The following is a 15,888-nucleotide window of genomic DNA, read 5'->3' as shown; positions in this document are numbered from 1 at the left end:
GATTTTGGGGTGGGGGATAAGTTTGTTGGGGGCCGCTGTTCCCCCCAATTATCGTCATCACCCGGCTTGTCCGGGTGATCCATGTCTGGGCATCAGCGGCAGCATGGATTGCCCGGACGAGCCGGGCAATGACGGTGGGGGTAGCGTTGGGAAGAGGCAACGAGATCCCGTGCCGACCCGAGAAAACAGAGGTTCCCGCTTTCGCGGGAATGACATTGTGGGGTGGAGGGAGCCACAGGGGGGGCAGGAAGGCCGTGTCCAGTGTGGGGAGAGCGCGCAGCATGGATTCCGGCCTGCGCCGGAATGACATTGTGGGTGGTACGAGTCCCGAACGAACACTCCCCCTCAAGCCGGAGGGAGGCGATGGTGCTGATGGCAGCGTCAAAAAACTAGAACTTGTAGCGCAGGCCCAGGGTGGCGGCGTTGGAGCCGTCTAGATTGGCGATGGTGCTGAAACCGCCGGAGCGGTGCTGGACGCGGCCGAGCACTTCCCAATTGGGCGCCGCGGCGTGGGAAATGGCGATTTCGGGGCCGAGATAATAAAGGAAGGGCGCACCATCCTCGCCATTCTGCTCGGCGCGGGTCGCTTCGGCGCCGATCAGGTCGGTCACTACGGAGAAGCCCCCCGTGATCGATGTGGCGATGCGGAAATCGCCCAATTGCCAGCCATCATAGCGGATCACGGCGCCGGCCCATGCCTCGGCCGAGCTTTTATCGCCCAGGCGGGCGCCGAAACCGGCTTCGACACCGAATTTGAGACCCTGTGGGACCTGGTGGAAGAATTGCTGATAGCCCATGCCAACGAAGAAATTGCTCTCATAGTTGACGTTCCAGAAGGCCAGCGTATCCCCGAAATAGCCCTCCGAAAACGGTCCGCCCATGACGAAGACGTTGCGTTCGACGGAGTCGTTCGCTTCCTGGGCTTGAGCCACAGGAACAATGCTTGCCAGCAGAGCGCAGGCTAGAGGCAGGGCGATCTTCAACACGACGGAAATTCCAGACTGGGTGACGACAGGGCAGGCTGTGCGCGGGCAACAGCTTGCGCCAGCATGCCAAGGTGGCCGCACCACATTAAAAAAATGTGTCTAGTGTGGGGCGGAAATGGATTGAACCGCAGTATAGCCGCAAGCGGCCGCGGGGAAGCGGACTTTGTGCAACACTGTCCTGCGCGTCAGTTATTGATGCGGGTGATCAGCCAGTCGCTGGTGCTGCAGCTGTCGTCAGAGCAGACATTGGCAAGCCACAAGGCGCCATTGGCAAAGCCTACGCCTTCATCGGTGACGATCAGATCGGCATAATCCTGATTGGCGATGGCATCGATGGTTTCAGGCAGCAGCAGGGCATCGAAATTACCGGTGAAATCCTGCGGCGTGAAAATGTCGTAGAGCTCCCCATTGGCGGCGACCTCGAAAGGATAGCTGCCCATATCGGCCAGCGCCTGGCTATCGCCTTCGGCAAAGGCGGTGGTGAGGGTGGTGAAATAGGCGTCGAAATTGCCTGCCGCTTCGATGCCATAGACGCCTTCAAGGGCGGCAAAGACATCGTCGTCGGTTTGGGCGAGGGCAGGGCTCGCGGCAAAGGCCAGCAGCAGAATGGCAGCAAGAATGCGCATGAAATCTCCTCGGATGAGCGAGTCAGGTGTCACAAAGGCCGCTCGGCCATGATCATATAATTGACGCCCATGTCGCGCGAGGCGCGCCATTCATCGGCCAGCGGGTGATAGACCACCCCGGTTTCCCCCGTGACCTTGAGCCCATTGCGGGTCAGCAGCGCCTTGATCTCGTCGGGGGTGAGGAATTTGTTCCAGTCATGGGTGCCCACCGGCAGCCAGCGCAGCACGCGCTCGGCGCCGATGATGGCCAGCGCATACGCGCGGGCGGTGCGGTTGAGGGTGGCGGTCAGCATGAGGCCGCCGGGCTTGACCAGATCGGCGCAGCTTTTCATATAAAGCGGCACGTTATCGACATGCTCGACCACTTCCATATTGAGCACCATGTCATATTTTTTGCCCTTGGCGGCGAGGGCTTCGCTGGTGGTCGTTTGATAGTCGATATCGAGGCCAGACTGCTCTGCATGGAGCCGGGCAATAGTGATATTGCGCTCGGCCGCATCAATGCCGGTGACCGTCGCGCCCAGCCGGGCCAGGGGCTCGCAGAGCAGGCCACCGCCGCATCCGACATCGAGAATGGTCAGGCCCTCGAACGGGCGCATGGCGCCGCCATCGCGACCGAAACGGGTCAGCAGATGATCGCGGATATAGGCCAGGCGCACGGGGCTGAATTTGTGCAGCGGCTTGAACTTGCCCTTGGGGTCCCACCATTCCTCGGCCATCGCGGTAAACTTGGCGATCTCGGCGTCGTTGATCGTGGTCTGGGTCATGGGGCGGCTCCGTTTGGTTCTCCATATGCCCCGTTCGAGGTGAGGCAGGCAAGGCGCGTGGGGTCGCAGGTGAGCGATCGCTGTTGATCGCGCCCCGGCTTTGTCGTATGTCCCGGCGCGAATTCAGAGCGTACCGGCGGGTTCTGCCGGAGGAACGGGGTAGGGGTCTTGGCCCGCATAGTCGTCAAGTTCGGTGGCACGTCAGTGGCCACTGTCGAACGTATTCGCCAGGCCGCGCGCCATGTGAAGCGCGAAGTCGAGGCCGGCAACGAGGTGGCGGTCGTCGTCTCGGCCATGTCGGGCAAGACCAATGAACTGGTCGGCTGGGTCAATGAAGCCAGCCCGCTGCACGATGCGCGTGAATATGACGCGGTCGTGGCTTCGGGCGAGCAGGTGACTGCGGGCCTGATGGCCATCGTGCTGAGCGAGATGGGTATTCAGTCGCGCTCTTTTGCCGGCTGGCAGGTGCCGATCCATACCGATGACGCGCATGGCGCGGCGCGGATCACCGAGATCGATCCGACCGAACTCAACAAGCGCCTTGGGGATGGCTGGGTGCCGGTGATCACCGGGTTCCAGGGCATTTCCCCCCATGGCCGCGTGACGACTTTGGGCCGGGGCGGTTCGGACACCTCGGCGGTGGCCGTGGCGGCGGCGATCAAGGCGGATCGTTGCGATATCTATACGGATGTGGACGGTGTTTACACGACCGACCCGCGCATCGTGCCCAAGGCGCAGCGGCTGACCAAGATTTCCTTTGAGGAAATGCTGGAAATGGCTTCACTCGGCGCCAAGGTGCTGATGATCCGCTCGGTTGAAATGGCAATGGCGCATAAGGTGCGTCTCCTGGTGCGGTCAAGCTTTGATGACCCGGACGCGCCACAGCTGGCGCCGGACGGGAGCCCGGGCGTTCCCGGCACGCTGGTATGCGATGAGGAAGAGATCATGGAAAAGCAGATCGTTTCGGGCGTGACGCTCGCCAAGGCAGAGGCCAAGATCACCCTGCGCGACGTCAAGGACAATCCCGGTGTCGCCGCCGCCATTTTCGGCACGCTGGCAGATCAGGGCATTATCGTTGACATGATCGTGCAGAACATTGCCGATGATGGGGCGACCACCGACATCACCTTCACCGTGCCCGACAGCGAGTATGACAAGGCGATCAAGACGCTGAAAGATGCGGGCGATCGCATCGAATATGCGCGGATTTCCGGCTCAAAGGGCGGGGCAAAGGTCTCGGTCGTGGGCGTGGGCATGCGTAGCCATGCGGGCGTTGCATCCTCGATGTTCAAGGCTTTGGCCGACAAGGGCATCAACATACAGCTGATCACCACTTCGGAAATCAAGACCTCGGTGCTGATTGATGAGCAATATGCTGAGCTTGCGGTTCGCGCGTTGCACACCTATTACGGTTTGGACAAGAAGGACGCCTGAGATCAGTTGAGGGGATCTCGGCCGCTCCTTTAAGCAGGGGGGTGGCTTTTGCGGGCCGCCAATAAGGCATGGTTACGTCCATAGGCGGCCCGAGGGTGCTGCTGCGGCAATTGCGCGAAACGATGGCGGAGCCCCTGGCAAGCCAGGAGCGGCTGGACAAAATTGTCTCGCTGATCGCCGAAAATATGCGCGCCGATGTGTGCTCGTTCTATGTGCTGCGCGATGACGGCGCGCTGGAACTGTTCGCCACCAAGGGCCTTGCCAAAGAATCCGTCCATATGACGACGCTCCGGCTGGGCGAAGGGCTGGTCGGGCTGATCGCGGCCGAAGCCGAGCCGCTGTCGCTGGACGATGCGCCGTCTCATCCCGCCTTTGCCTATCGCCCGGAAACCGGGGAAGACCGCTATTTCGCCTTCCTCGGCGTGCCGGTGCTGCGTGCCGGGCAGACGCTGGGCGTGCTCGTCGTGCAGAATGTCGAGCGGCGCAAATATGGCGAGGACGAAACCGAGGCGATGCTGACTACGGCCACAATCCTGGCCGAGATGATCGCCACTTCCGACTTCGACAATCTGATCAAGCCGGGCTCCGATATCGATCTCAGGCGTCCCCGCATGTATACCGGCGTCAGCTTCACCGACGGCATTGCCCTGGGCACCGTGGTTCTGCACGACCCGCGAGTCGTCGTGACCAATTTCATCGCCGAGGATACCGAGCAGGAAAAAATCCGGCTCGAATCGGCGCTGGAAAAGATGCGCGTCTCGATCGACGCCATGCTCGACCATGGCGACATGCAGCCCAGCTCGGATCACCGGGAGATTCTGGAAACCTATCGCATGTTCGCCAATGACCGGGGCTGGGTGCACCGGCTGACCGAGGCGATCGATAACGGGCTTTCGGCGGAAGCCGCCGTCGAGCGGGTGCAGAACGATACGCGTGCGCGCATGCTGCGCCAGACCGATCCCTATATTCGCGACCGGCTGCACGATCTGGACGATCTGGCCAATCGCCTGCTGCGGGTGCTGACCGGGGATGGCCATGCGCTGGGGCGCAAGGAATTGCCCGAGAACGCGATTCTGGTCGCCCGCAATATGGGGCCGGCCGAACTGCTCGAATATGACCGCACCAAGCTGCGCGGCGTCGTGCTCGAAGAAGGCGGCGCAACGGCTCACGTGGCCATTGTCGCGCGGTCGCTGGGGCTGGTGGCTGTCGGACAGGCGCAGTCGATCGTCTCGATGTGCGAGACCGGCGACGAGATCATCATCGATGGCACGGCCGGCATCGTGCATTTGCGGCCGACGCCCGATATCGAGCAGGCCTATGTCGACAAGGTGCGGGTTTCGGCCCGGCGCCGGGCGCATTATGCCGCGCTCAAGGACAAGCCCTCCATCACCAAGGATGGCGTGGAAATCACGCTGCTGCACAATTCGGGGCTGGTGGCCGATCTGCCCATGCTGGACGATACCGGCGCTTCGGGCGTGGGGCTGTTCCGCACCGAATTGCAGTTCATGATTGCCTCGCGCCTGCCACGCCTGCCCGAGCAGATGGAGCTTTATGCCGAGGCGATGGCCATTGCCGGGGACCGGCCGGTGGTGTTCCGCCTGCTCGATATCGGCGGCGACAAGGTGCTGCCCTATCTGCGCTCGGCGCAGGAGGAAAACCCGGCCATGGGCTACCGTTCGATCCGGCTGGGGCTGGATCGGCCGGGCCTGTTGCGCACGCAAATCCGCGCGCTGCTGATGGCGGCCAATGGGCGGCCGCTCAAGATCCTGGTGCCCATGGTCACCGAGACGTTTGAATTCCTGCAGACCCGCATGGTGGTGCAAAAGGAAATCGAGCGGCTGCGGCGGGCCGGCAAGCCGACGCCGTCACGGCTGGAACTGGGCGCCATGGTGGAAGTGCCATCATTGCTGTTCGAACTCGATCAATTGTTGCCCGAGGCCGATTTCGTCTCGATTGGTTCCAATGATCTGGTGCAGTTCCTGACCGCGTCGGACCGGGCCAATCCGCGCGTGTCCAAGAATTACGACCCCATTGCATTGCCCCGGCTGCGGGCCATCCGCATGGTTGTAGAGGCGGCCAAGCGCTACAATATTCCCATCACCATGTGCGGCGAGTTGGCCGGCAAGCCGCTGGAAGCGCTGGCGCTGATGGCGATCGGCATGACGCGGCTCTCCATGGGGCCGGCCTCGATCGGGCCGATCAAGGAAATGGTGCTCAATCTCGATCTCAAGCCGATCCAGCAATCGGTGGGCGCGGCATTGAGCGAAGGGGCCGACGGGGCGACGATCCGGCAGCTGCTGCAAGAATGGATCGACAAACAAAATCTCCCTGTGGCGTGAGACCTGCCACGACCTCGTGGTTCGACAAGCTCACCATGAGGTCTACTGGTCGCGCGGTTTTTGAACAGACCTCATCCTGAGCCTGTGGAAGGACGAGGTCGCGGCACAATGCTGCCAAACCCTTGCGATCCGGCGGCGTTGCCCCTAAAGCGTGACGCTCGCAGACTTGAAAGACCCTATCGATGGCATCTCTTCCCCAGGACAAGCTCGACGCGCTCGAGACGCGGTTTCAGTATGTCGAGGCGGCATTGTCGGGTGGGGCCGGGCCGGATGAATTCGTCAAATTTTCCAAGGAACATGCCGAACTCGCCCCGATCGTCGGCGAAATCCGGGCCTATAACAAGGCCCTGAAGGATCGGGCCGAGGCCGAGGAGCTGCTCAAGAGCGGCGACAAGGACCTGGCCGAAATGGCCCAGGCGGAGATTGAAGAGCTCGACGAAAAGATCGAGGCTTTGTTCCAGGCCGTGCGCATTCTGCTGCTGCCCAAGGACGAAGCGGATGAGAAGTCGATCATTCTCGAAATCCGTGGCGGCACGGGTGGCGATGAGGCGGCTTTGTTCGCAGGCGATCTCTTCCGCATGTATGAGCGCTATGCCGCCAATCACGGCTGGAAGGTTTCCGTGATGGAAGAAAGCCCCGGCGAAATGGGGGGCTTTAAGGAAATCATCGCCAATGTCTCGGGCAAGGGCGTCTATGCGCGGATGAAGTTTGAATCGGGCGTGCATCGTGTGCAGCGCGTGCCGGCAACGGAGGGCTCGGGCCGTATCCACACCTCGGCGGCCACCGTGGCGGTGCTGCCGGAAGTGGAAGATATCGATATCGAAATCCGCAATGAGGATATCCGCATCGATACGATGCGGGCCTCGGGCGCGGGCGGGCAGCACGTCAACACCACCGATTCGGCAGTGCGTATTACCCATATTCCCTCGGGCCTTGTCGTCACCTCGGCGATGAAAAGCCAGCACCAGAACCGCGCGCAAGCCATGCTGGTGCTGCGATCGCGGCTCTATGAAATGCAGCGCGAGGAACGCGACAGTGCCCGCTCGGCCGAGCGCAAGGGGCAGGTGGGGTCGGGCGATCGTTCCGAGCGCATCCGCACCTATAATTTCCCGCAAGGCCGGGTCACCGATCACCGCATCAACCTGACACTCTATAAGCTCGACAAGGTGATTGCTGGTGAAGCGCTGGACGAATTGATCGAAGCGCTGATCACCGAAAGCCAGGCCGAACAATTGGCGGCGATGGAGCAGTCCAACTGACCGCCACACCCACGATCGGGGCGCTATGGCGCGGTTGGCGCGATGCCTTGGACCGGCAGGGTTTTGCTTCCCCGGCGCTCGACGCCAAGTTGCTGGCCGGCCACGGGCTGGGGCTGACGGCGCTCGACATGGCGCTGCGCGAAAATGAGCCGGTCGAAGCCGGGGCGGCCGAGCGGATCGCCGAATTGATGCAGCGACGCCTGAGCGGCGAGTCCGTGGCGCGGATCATCGGCGAGCGGGAATTTTACGGCCTGGCCTTTGCGCTCAATGGCGCGACGCTCGAGCCGCGGCCGGAAACCGAATTGCTGGTGGAAATGGCGCTGGAGGCCCTGCCCCAGGGCGGGCAGCTGCTCGATCTGGGAACCGGCACGGGATGCATTCCCATCGCAGTGCTGGTCAATCGCGCCGACGCAACTGGCGTGGCGACGGATCTGAGCGCGGAGGCATTGGTCGCCGCGCGGGGCAATGCTGGGCGGCATGGCGTGGCCGAACGGCTGGTGTTTCTGCAGGGGAGCTGGTTTGAGGCTCTCGCCTCCAGGGGAGAGACCTTCGACCTGATCGTCTCCAATCCGCCCTATATCAATTCCGCGGTGATCGAGACCCTGGCCGACGAGGTTAAAAGCTTCGATCCCCGACTGGCGCTGGATGGCGGGCCCGATGGGCTGGCGCCTTACCGGGTGATTGCCCAGGAGGCTGGCAAACGGCTCAAGCGGGGCGGGCGTGTGCTGGTCGAGATCGGCTATGACCAAGGCGAGGCCGTCACCGGCCTGTTCGAGGCCGCCGGATTTACCGATGTCACGCTTCACAAAGACCTTAATGGCCTTGACCGGGTGGTCCGTGCACACCATGTTTAGACGGCCAGTCAGGCGATAAAGTGCGCCGCGCAATTAATGCTGGCAAAGACCGGCCGAACAATATAGCTTGCCCTTGCTGTCAACGGCGCATCATGGGCGCCACGGCGACACGCCACCCGATCATTTCCTGAGGCTGCAAGGTGCAGCGCGGTTCCGGCAGAGGCTGGAGCGACGCAGGATAGATCAGGATCATATGGCGACGCTGCACGATGGTGTCGGTCTTCATGAAGCCAGATAGAACCCCATGTTTCGAGCGCGAGCTTGGCCAGGGAGTGGCCAGACCAGGCAGATGCCGGTCCGCCAGACGTGTGACGCTTATTTTTCTAGAGTTAGATAAAGCGACCAGATGAGACCCAATAATCAGAACAAGAACCGGCAGCGTAGCCGGAACGGTGGACGCAAGCACGTCAACCCGTTGTCCCGCAATTTCGAGAGCAATGGTCCGGACGTAAAAGTCCGCGGTAACGCTGCTCACATTGCGGAGAAATATCTCCAGCTCGCCCGCGATGCGCAATCGAGCGGCGACTCGGTGATGGCGGAGAACTATCTCCAGCATGCCGAACATTATTTCCGCATCGTCACCGCCGCCCAGCAGGCCCAGAGTGGCCAGCGGCCGGATGGGCAGAGCCAGGACGATGATTTCGACGACGATATGCCCGAGATGAACTCGCGCTTCGCGTCGCCCCAGCCCATCCAGCAGCCAAGCCAGCAGGGTGACGGCGACGAGCAAAGCGAGGGTGATCGCGCCGAGCAGCCGCAACAGCAGCAGCAGGGCGAGCGCAACAATGATCGTGGCGATCGCCAGCGTCGTGACCGCCAGGAGCGGCCGCGTCAGGAACGTCCCCGTCAGGAGCGTCCCGCCGAGCAGCAGGAACAGCCGCAGATCGCCGCGGTGGCGGCCGAGCCGGTTGCCGAGAGCGACAATGAGGCATCAGCCGAACAGCAGGCCGAGGGCGAAGCCCGCAAGCCGCGCCGTCCACGCCGCCGCCGTCCGGCGGGTGGCGATGCCGGCGATCCGGCTGGCGCACCGCAGCCCGATGTCGGCGAATTGCCCGCCTTCCTCACCGGCGGCAAGACCGCAACCGCAGCGGAATAATCCGCAGCGACAATTTCAAAGGCCGGACAGCAATGTCCGGCCTTTTTAGTACCCCGTGTGCCAAGCCGTCGCTGCAACGTAAATTCAGGAGCTGGAACTGAGCGAGAGTATTGGACTGCAGGCCAGATTGGTTGGCTGGTATGTGCTGGTGACGATCGGTATTTTTGTATTCGCAATCCTGCTGGACGCGTTCATTGGCATCGGTCTTGGCACGGGCAATACAGTGGCAGGGATTTTCGCGGCTGCAGTTCCCGGCGACGTTTTCTATCGTCGCACCGGGTCACTGCCCAGCGCCGCCTTTTCATGGCGCATGGCTGGACTGTTTACGGTGTCAAACGTTCTGTTGGGCATGCTGTCATTGATTGCCTCTGCTGGTGCGTACGCGCAAATGCTGTCGTCTTCCTTCTTCTGGATCGCATTTGCTGTTCTCACCGCGATCAGTTTCGTCGCGCTACGCTTTGCATTCTCCTGGGGCGCAAAGCTCCGACAGCAAAAGGTGCAGAAGCGGGCGGTCTAGAGACACGCGTGCTTCCGGGCTGATGGCCGATGAGCGGGCAATGCGAATTTCCAAGGCCGGGCAGCAATGTCCGGCCTTTTCGTTTGCAAAGGCCTCCCCATATATCTGTCATGATGAAACAGCGCCGATATTGAAGCTGGTCGAATGGCGAAGCGCAAAAGTGAAAACCACTTTTGCTGCCATTCTTCCGGTCCGGGCGTTTCATCAGACGACGCTTCCGCCGTGGGTTCGGTGCCTTTGATGGGCCGGGCCGCGGGCGAGATCAGGAGAGTTGCATGAATATCGAAAAATACACCGAGCGGGCGCGCGGCTTTATCCAGAGCGCGCAGACCATTGCACTGGGCAAGGGGCATCAGCAATTTGCGCCGCTGCATCTGCTCAAGGTACTGCTTGACGACGATCAGGGCATGGCCAATGGGCTGATCGAGCGCGCCGGGGGCGACCCCAAGGCAGCGCGGGCGGCCGTCGAGGCGGCCCTGGCGAAAATTCCATCCGTATCGGGCGACGGTAGCCAGTTGTATCTGAGCCGCGAAATTGCGCGCGTGTTCGACACCGCCGAAAGCGCGGCGCAGAAGGCGGGCGACAGCTATGTCACCGTCGAGCGGCTGTTGCTGGCTTTGGTGGTTGAAAAAGACACCGATGCGGGCAAAATCCTGAGCTCGGCCGGCGTGACGCCGCAGGGGCTGAACACGGCTATCGAGGCGATCCGCAAGGGCCGCACCGCGGATTCGGCATCGGCCGAGAACAGCTATGATGCGCTCAAGAAATATGCGCGCGACCTGACTCAGGATGTGCGCGAGGGCAAGCTCGACCCGGTGATTGGCCGCGACGAGGAAATCCGCCGCACCATTCAGGTGCTGAGCCGCCGCACCAAGAACAATCCGGTGCTGATCGGCGAACCCGGCGTGGGCAAGACGGCGATTGCCGAGGGTCTGGCCATCCGCATCGTCAATGGCGATGTGCCGGAGAGTCTCAAAAACAAGTCGCTGCTATCGCTCGACATGGGATCGCTCATTGCCGGCGCGAAATATCGTGGTGAGTTCGAGGAACGCCTCAAGGGCGTGCTGAGCGAAGTCACGTCCTCGGATGGGCAGATCATTCTGTTCATCGACGAAATGCATACCCTGGTGGGGGCCGGCAAGTCGGATGGGGCGATGGACGCCTCCAATCTGCTCAAGCCCGCTTTGGCGCGGGGTGAGCTGCATTGCGTGGGCGCGACGACGCTGGATGAATATCGCAAATATATCGAGAAGGACGCGGCGCTGGCCCGGCGGTTCCAGCCGGTCTTTGTCGACGAACCGACGGTGGAAGACACCATCTCGATCCTGCGCGGGCTCAAGGAAAAGTATGAGCTGCATCACGGCATCCGGATTTCCGACTCGGCCCTGGTGAGCGCGGCGACCTTGAGCAATCGCTACATCACCGACCGTTTCCTGCCCGACAAGGCCATCGATTTGATGGACGAGGCGGCGGCGCGGTTGCGCATGGCGGTCGATTCCAAGCCCGAGGCGCTGGACGAACTCGATCGCCGCATCATGCAGCTCAAGATCGAGCGCGAGGCCTTGCGCAAGGAAGACGATGACGGCTCGCGCATCCGGCTCGAACGGCTCGAAGGCGAATTGGGTGGGCTCGAAGAGCAGGCCCAGACGCTGTCGGCCAAGTGGCTGGCGGAAAAGGATCGCCTGCAGGGCAGCCAGAAGCTCAAGGAAGAACTCGACGCGGCGCGCAGCCAGCTCGAAATCGCCCAGCGGCGCGGCGACCTCGGCAAGGCCGGGGAGCTGGCCTATGGCGTTATTCCAGAGCTCGAAAAGAAGATCAAAAGCGCTGACGAAGCCAATGGCAACGATCCGCTGATGGCGGCAGAAGTGGTGACACCAAGCGATATTGCGCAGGTCGTGTCCCGCTGGACCGGCATTCCGGTGGACCGGATGCTGGAAGGCGAGCGCGAAAAGCTGCTGCATATGGAGACGTCGCTGGGCGCCCGCGTTATCGGGCAGGCCGAAGCGGTGGCCGCCGTGGCTCGGGCCGTGCGCCGTTCGCGGGCGGGCCTGCAGGATCCGAACCGGCCGATCGGCTCGTTCATGTTCCTGGGACCAACCGGTGTCGGCAAGACCGAGCTGACCAAATCGCTGGCGCAATTCCTGTTCGATGACGAAACCGCCATGGTGCGGCTCGACATGAGCGAGTTCATGGAAAAGCATTCTGTGGCCCGCCTGATCGGCGCGCCTCCGGGCTATGTCGGCTATGACGAAGGCGGTGTGTTGACCGAAGCCGTGCGGCGACGGCCGTATCAGGTCGTGCTGTTCGACGAGATCGAGAAGGCGCATCCGGACGTGTTCAATGTTCTCTTGCAAGTGCTCGATGACGGTCGTCTCACCGACGGGCAGGGCCGCACGGTGGATTTCCGCAATACGGTGATCATCCTTACCTCCAATCTGGGGGCCGAATATCTGGTCGACCTCAAGGACGGGGAATCGGTGGAACTGGTGCGCGGCAAGGTGCTCGACATGGTCAAAGCGGCGTTCCGGCCCGAATTCCTCAACCGGATCGACGAGATCCTACTGTTCCACCGGCTGGGCCGCGAACATATGGGCTCCATTGTCGATATCCAGTTCGGCCGGCTGCAGCAGCTGCTTCGGGATCGCGACATCAATCTCGAATTGACGCCGCGGGCTCGTGAATGGCTGGCGCATGAAGGCTATGATCCAGCCTACGGTGCGCGTCCGCTCAAGCGGGTGATCCAACGTTCGGTGCAGGATGGTCTAGCCGAGGAAATCCTGGGTGGCCGGGTCAGCGACGGCTCCAATGTGGTGGTCGATGCCAATGATGATGGCATCGTGCTGCTGCCGGGCGGACCGGCCACGGCCGATGCCGCTGCCTGATCAGACGCGATGGGCCGGTCGAAAGACCGGCCCATTTGCTGTGTGGGCTCTTGCGCGACGGCATTCCACGTGCAAGAACAAATGCAGAACAATGAGGAGTGTAAAATGCGTGACAAGATCGATTATATCGAGTTCCCCTCAACCAATCGGGGGCAGACCAGTGCGTTTTTCCAGGCGGCCTTTGGTTGGGGCATGACCAGCTATGGTCCCGATTATGATGGGCTGAACGATGCCGGCATTGATGGCGGCGTCGATCAGGCCAGTGGCAAGGTCGCCGCGACCATGGCCATTGTGCGGACTGATGATCTCGATGCAGCGGAGCAGCGGGTGATCAAGGCGGGCGGCGTCATCACGCGGGCGCAGTTCGACTTTCCCGGCGGAAGGCGCTTTCACTTTCGCGAGCCGGGCGGAAATGAGCTAGCGGTGTGGGTCGCGCGGGAATAGGCTGTTCACCTAAGGGTTGAGGGACCTCCAATGAGCCAGGATATTGCCGCGCCGCAAAGCCGGCACTTCGTGCTGATCGCGGCAATCCTGGCCTCGAGCATGGGCTTTATCGATGGCTCGGTGATTTCGATCGCCATCCCGGCCATTCGCGCCGACCTGGGCGCCACGCTCGCCGATGCGCAGTGGATCAGCAATGGCTATCTGCTGTTCCTGTCGGCGCTGATCCTGTTGGGTGGCGCCGCCGGCGACCGGTTCGGGCTGCGCACCACTTTCGGCTGGGGCATTGTGGCGTTCGTCCTGGCCTCCATGGTCTGCGCGTTGGCGCCCAGCCCTGCGGTTCTGGTCATAGCCCGTGCAGTGCAGGGCGCCGGCGCCGCCTTCATGGTGCCGGGCAGCCTCGCCATCATCGCCAAGGCCTATCCGCGCGAGGAACGCGGCAAAGCCATCGGCATTTGGGCGGCTGCATCCTCGCTCACCTCCATTGCCGGTCCGATCATTGGCGGCTTCGTTTTGACCGCCTTCGGGGATTGGAGCTGGCGGCTGGTCTTTGCCATCAATCTGCCGCTGGGCGCGATTGCCTTGGCGCTCCTGTGGTTCAAGGTCAGCGCAGATCAGCCCGAGGCTGGGCGGCGGCTCGATGTCATTGGCGCAGCCCTGGCTACGCTGGCTTTGATGCTGATTGCCTATGGCCTCACCGGCGACGGCAGCGAGAGCACGCCGGGCCTGCTGCATATGGCAGGTTTTGTTGGCGGCGGGCTGGTCCTCGGCGTGATCTTTCTTCTCTGGGAGGCGCGTACCGCATCCCCCATGCTGCCATTGCGGCTCTTTGCCAATCGGGCGTTCTCCGGGGCGAATGGGCTGACCTTCGCACTCTATTTTGCCCTGGGCGGCGCCATGTTCTTTCTGCCCATGACCATGATTGGCGGCTGGGGCGTCACCCCGGCCAATGTGTCCCTGGCCCTACTGCCCATGGGCGTATTGCTGACGGTGCTCTCTTCATTCAGCGGCAAATGGGCCGATACATTCGGCCCGGCGCCATTGATTGCCTTGGGTTCGCTGATCGTCGCCGCGGCCTTCTTCTTGCTGGGCATCACCACGCCGCTGCATAATGTGTGGTTTGCCGTGCTGCCCTGTGTCGCTCTCCTGGGGCTCGGGATGGGGCTGGTCGTCTCGCCGCTGTCGACAGCGGTCATGACCTCGGTGGCCGATCACGATACCGGCGTCGCCTCGGGCGTCAACAATGCCGTAGCCCGCGTGGCCGGGCTGATGGCCGTGGCGCTGCTGGGCTTGGTGGTGGCTTCGGTGTTCGAGCGCGCATTGGGCAGCGCCGCCGAATTGCCGATCTTCTTCGGCCTGCCCGCCAGCGGGCTGACCGAAACCGAGGAAACCATGCGCCTTGCCGCAACCGACGCCGCCTTTGCCGCCATCGCCTATGTCACCGCCGGATTGAGCCTGCTGTCAGCAGTGATCGCCTGGCTGACGCTGGAGCGCAAAAGCCTGCCGGCCCGAGCCTAGCGGACCGCGGCAGTATCCGCATGCGCCACCGTGACCGGCGCAGGATCGCGTGCCATCAGATCGTTGATCTGGGCCACGGTTTCCTTGAACTTGCCATCATAGCGCTGGGCCAGGGAATTTTCCTTGGGCAGCTTGACGCTGAGCGGATCGACCAGATTGCCGTTGATATGCATTTCAAAATGCAGATGCGGCCCCGTCGATTGGCCGGTCGAGCCGACATAGCCGATCACCTGGCCCTGCCGCACCCGCACGCCCGGCTTCATGCCATCGGCAAAGCGCGACATGTGGCCATAGGCGGTTTCATAGCCATTGACGTGCTTGATCTCGATCTTGTTGCCATAGCCCGATTGCCAGCCCGCCAATTGGATGGTGCCGTCGCCCGAGGCATAGATCGGCGTGCCCGAGGGCGCGGCCAGATCGACGCCGGTATGCAGCTTGCGCGTATGGAAAATGGGATGGATGCGATAACCGAAGCGCGAGCGCAGCGTGCCGCCGCCTTCGAGCGGCCGGCGGGTGAGGAAGCGCTTGCCCGTCTCGCCATCGGGATCGTAGAAATCCACCATGCCGTCATCGGTGCCGAAGCGATAAAGCTGGCGCGTCGTCGAGCCTAGGGTCAGCCCGACATAAAGCAGCTGCTTGCGCCCGCTCGCATCGGGCGCCGATTCCAGCAGCTCGATGGAATCGCCAGCGGTGATGCGTTTGTTCATATCCACATCATAGGCAAACATGCCGATGATCCGCTCGATCGTGTCATCGTCCAGATCGTGCTTGCGGCCGGTCTCCCAGATCGAGCGATAGATCGAGGGCAGGTTGGAAACGTTGATCTGCTCGGCATCTTCCTTGGGGAATGCCACGAAGTCGGGCGCCAGCCCCACCACATATTGGCCGGTATCGGTCAGCGCGACGGTGGCGATATGCGGGTCGCCCGTCGCGCCATCGGGCCGGTAGATGCTCATGCGATAGGGTACCAGGCTGGTCGAACTGGAATTGAGCGGCCCATAGAGAATGCGCAGCCGAATGCCCGCCGGCAGGCCGGTCGCCGGAATGAGGTTTTTCAGCGTGTTCTCGACCATGGCGATCTGATTGGCGGTAAAGCCGTTCTTGGCCAGGGTATCCGACAGCGGGCCCACTTCGCGGATGGTTAGGAAGCGCTCGGTACGGCCCAGCGT

14 protein-coding genes (1 of these 14 running past the window's edge) are annotated in these 15,888 nt (G+C 62.3%); 9 read left to right on the top strand and 5 right to left on the bottom strand.

Annotated elements, in window-relative coordinates; genetic code table 11:
* Nucleotides 1-389 precede the first annotated feature (389 nt).
* The 3 genes from ACI3KW_RS20260 to ubiG form a co-directional block, all read right to left on the bottom strand.
* Nucleotides 390-986: a hypothetical protein gene (locus tag ACI3KW_RS20260; RefSeq protein WP_404849583.1), complete on the bottom strand. Its 597-nt coding sequence runs from the start codon at nucleotides 984-986 to the stop codon at nucleotides 390-392.
* 185 nt (nucleotides 987-1,171) lie between these two features.
* Nucleotides 1,172-1,612 carry a hypothetical protein gene (locus ACI3KW_RS20255; protein ID WP_404849582.1) on the bottom strand — a complete coding sequence of 147 codons (441 nt, stop codon included), beginning with the start codon at nucleotides 1,610-1,612 and terminating at the stop codon, nucleotides 1,172-1,174.
* A 29-nt stretch (nucleotides 1,613-1,641) separates the two neighbouring features.
* Nucleotides 1,642-2,379 (bottom strand): bifunctional 2-polyprenyl-6-hydroxyphenol methylase/3-demethylubiquinol 3-O-methyltransferase UbiG, encoded by a 738-nt coding sequence (gene ubiG, locus ACI3KW_RS20250; RefSeq protein ID WP_404849581.1) that lies wholly within the window; start codon nucleotides 2,377-2,379, stop codon nucleotides 1,642-1,644.
* A 168-nt stretch (nucleotides 2,380-2,547) separates the two neighbouring features.
* Between ubiG and ACI3KW_RS20245 the strand changes: the two genes are divergently transcribed.
* The 4 genes from ACI3KW_RS20245 to prmC all read left to right on the top strand — a co-directional run bounded on the left by ACI3KW_RS20245 (nucleotide 2,548) and on the right by prmC (nucleotide 8,265).
* Nucleotides 2,548-3,813 carry an aspartate kinase gene (locus ACI3KW_RS20245; RefSeq protein ID WP_404849580.1) on the top strand — a complete coding sequence of 422 codons (1,266 nt, stop codon included), beginning with the start codon at nucleotides 2,548-2,550 and terminating at the stop codon, nucleotides 3,811-3,813.
* Between the two features lie 68 nt (nucleotides 3,814-3,881).
* Entirely contained in the window at nucleotides 3,882-6,152 is a 2,271-nt protein-coding gene (gene ptsP, locus ACI3KW_RS20240; protein WP_404849579.1) for a phosphoenolpyruvate--protein phosphotransferase, read from the top strand.
* Nucleotides 6,153-6,334: 182 nt separating this feature from the next.
* On the top strand, nucleotides 6,335-7,411 hold the full coding sequence (gene prfA / locus ACI3KW_RS20235) for a peptide chain release factor 1 (RefSeq protein ID WP_262171394.1): 1,077 nt from the start codon (nucleotides 6,335-6,337) through the stop codon (nucleotides 7,409-7,411).
* Nucleotides 7,345-8,265 (top strand): peptide chain release factor N(5)-glutamine methyltransferase, encoded by a 921-nt coding sequence (gene prmC, locus ACI3KW_RS20230; RefSeq protein ID WP_404849587.1) that lies wholly within the window; start codon nucleotides 7,345-7,347, stop codon nucleotides 8,263-8,265. The genes prfA and prmC overlap by 67 nt, the downstream gene beginning before the upstream one ends.
* Before the next feature lie 79 nt (nucleotides 8,266-8,344).
* On the opposite strand, the gene ACI3KW_RS20225 is transcribed toward prmC, so the two are convergent.
* Nucleotides 8,345-8,491, bottom strand: coding sequence for a hypothetical protein (locus ACI3KW_RS20225; RefSeq protein ID WP_404849578.1), 147 nt, complete (start codon nucleotides 8,489-8,491; stop codon nucleotides 8,345-8,347).
* A gap of 120 nt (nucleotides 8,492-8,611) precedes the next feature.
* Between ACI3KW_RS20225 and ACI3KW_RS20220 the strand changes: the two genes are divergently transcribed.
* The 5 genes from ACI3KW_RS20220 (at nucleotide 8,612) to ACI3KW_RS20200 (ending at nucleotide 14,719) form a co-directional block, all read left to right on the top strand.
* Nucleotides 8,612-9,361, top strand: coding sequence for a DUF4167 domain-containing protein (locus tag ACI3KW_RS20220; RefSeq protein ID WP_404849577.1), 750 nt, complete (start codon nucleotides 8,612-8,614; stop codon nucleotides 9,359-9,361).
* Nucleotides 9,362-9,488: 127 nt separating this feature from the next.
* Complete coding sequence (locus ACI3KW_RS20215) at nucleotides 9,489-9,878, top strand: ABZJ_00895 family protein (RefSeq protein ID WP_404849576.1); 390 nt, start codon at nucleotides 9,489-9,491, stop codon at nucleotides 9,876-9,878.
* A gap of 275 nt (nucleotides 9,879-10,153) precedes the next feature.
* Nucleotides 10,154-12,760 carry an ATP-dependent chaperone ClpB gene (gene clpB, locus ACI3KW_RS20210; RefSeq protein WP_113119820.1) on the top strand — a complete coding sequence of 869 codons (2,607 nt, stop codon included), beginning with the start codon at nucleotides 10,154-10,156 and terminating at the stop codon, nucleotides 12,758-12,760.
* 105 nt (nucleotides 12,761-12,865) lie between these two features.
* Nucleotides 12,866-13,204, top strand: coding sequence for a VOC family protein (locus tag ACI3KW_RS20205; protein WP_404849575.1), 339 nt, complete (start codon nucleotides 12,866-12,868; stop codon nucleotides 13,202-13,204).
* Nucleotides 13,205-13,234: 30 nt separating this feature from the next.
* On the top strand, nucleotides 13,235-14,719 hold the full coding sequence (locus ACI3KW_RS20200) for an MFS transporter (protein WP_404849574.1): 1,485 nt from the start codon (nucleotides 13,235-13,237) through the stop codon (nucleotides 14,717-14,719).
* On the opposite strand, the gene ACI3KW_RS20195 is transcribed toward ACI3KW_RS20200, so the two are convergent.
* Nucleotides 14,716-15,888, bottom strand: the 3' portion of a protein-coding gene (locus ACI3KW_RS20195; RefSeq protein ID WP_162740024.1) for a M23 family metallopeptidase. 819 nt of this gene lie beyond the right edge of the window; 1,173 of the gene's 1,992 nt are visible here — the last part of the coding sequence; the start codon falls outside the window, past its right edge; its stop codon occupies nucleotides 14,716-14,718. The two genes, ACI3KW_RS20200 and ACI3KW_RS20195, sit on opposite strands and share 4 nt — an antisense overlap.

The organism is Devosia sp. ZW T5_3, from assembly GCF_044987315.1.
Taxonomy (GTDB): Bacteria; Pseudomonadota; Alphaproteobacteria; order Rhizobiales; family Devosiaceae; genus Devosia.
Note: the sequence above shows the minus strand (reverse complement) of the source record. Positions and strands in the feature narration are given on the sequence as shown.

Coding starts and splice junctions, on each gene's coding strand:
- ACI3KW_RS20225 (WP_404849578.1), bottom strand. CDS start 8,491: ATGAAGACCGACACCATCGTGCAGCGTCGCCATATGATCCTGATCTAT.
- ubiG (WP_404849581.1), bottom strand. CDS start 2,379: ATGACCCAGACCACGATCAACGACGCCGAGATCGCCAAGTTTACCGCG.
- ACI3KW_RS20205 (WP_404849575.1), top strand. CDS start 12,866: ATGCGTGACAAGATCGATTATATCGAGTTCCCCTCAACCAATCGGGGG.
- ACI3KW_RS20220 (WP_404849577.1), top strand. CDS start 8,612: ATGAGACCCAATAATCAGAACAAGAACCGGCAGCGTAGCCGGAACGGT.
- ptsP (WP_404849579.1), top strand. CDS start 3,882: ATGGTTACGTCCATAGGCGGCCCGAGGGTGCTGCTGCGGCAATTGCGC.
- ACI3KW_RS20200 (WP_404849574.1), top strand. CDS start 13,235: ATGAGCCAGGATATTGCCGCGCCGCAAAGCCGGCACTTCGTGCTGATC.
- clpB (WP_113119820.1), top strand. CDS start 10,154: ATGAATATCGAAAAATACACCGAGCGGGCGCGCGGCTTTATCCAGAGC.
- prfA (WP_262171394.1), top strand. CDS start 6,335: ATGGCATCTCTTCCCCAGGACAAGCTCGACGCGCTCGAGACGCGGTTT.
- ACI3KW_RS20255 (WP_404849582.1), bottom strand. CDS start 1,612: ATGCGCATTCTTGCTGCCATTCTGCTGCTGGCCTTTGCCGCGAGCCCT.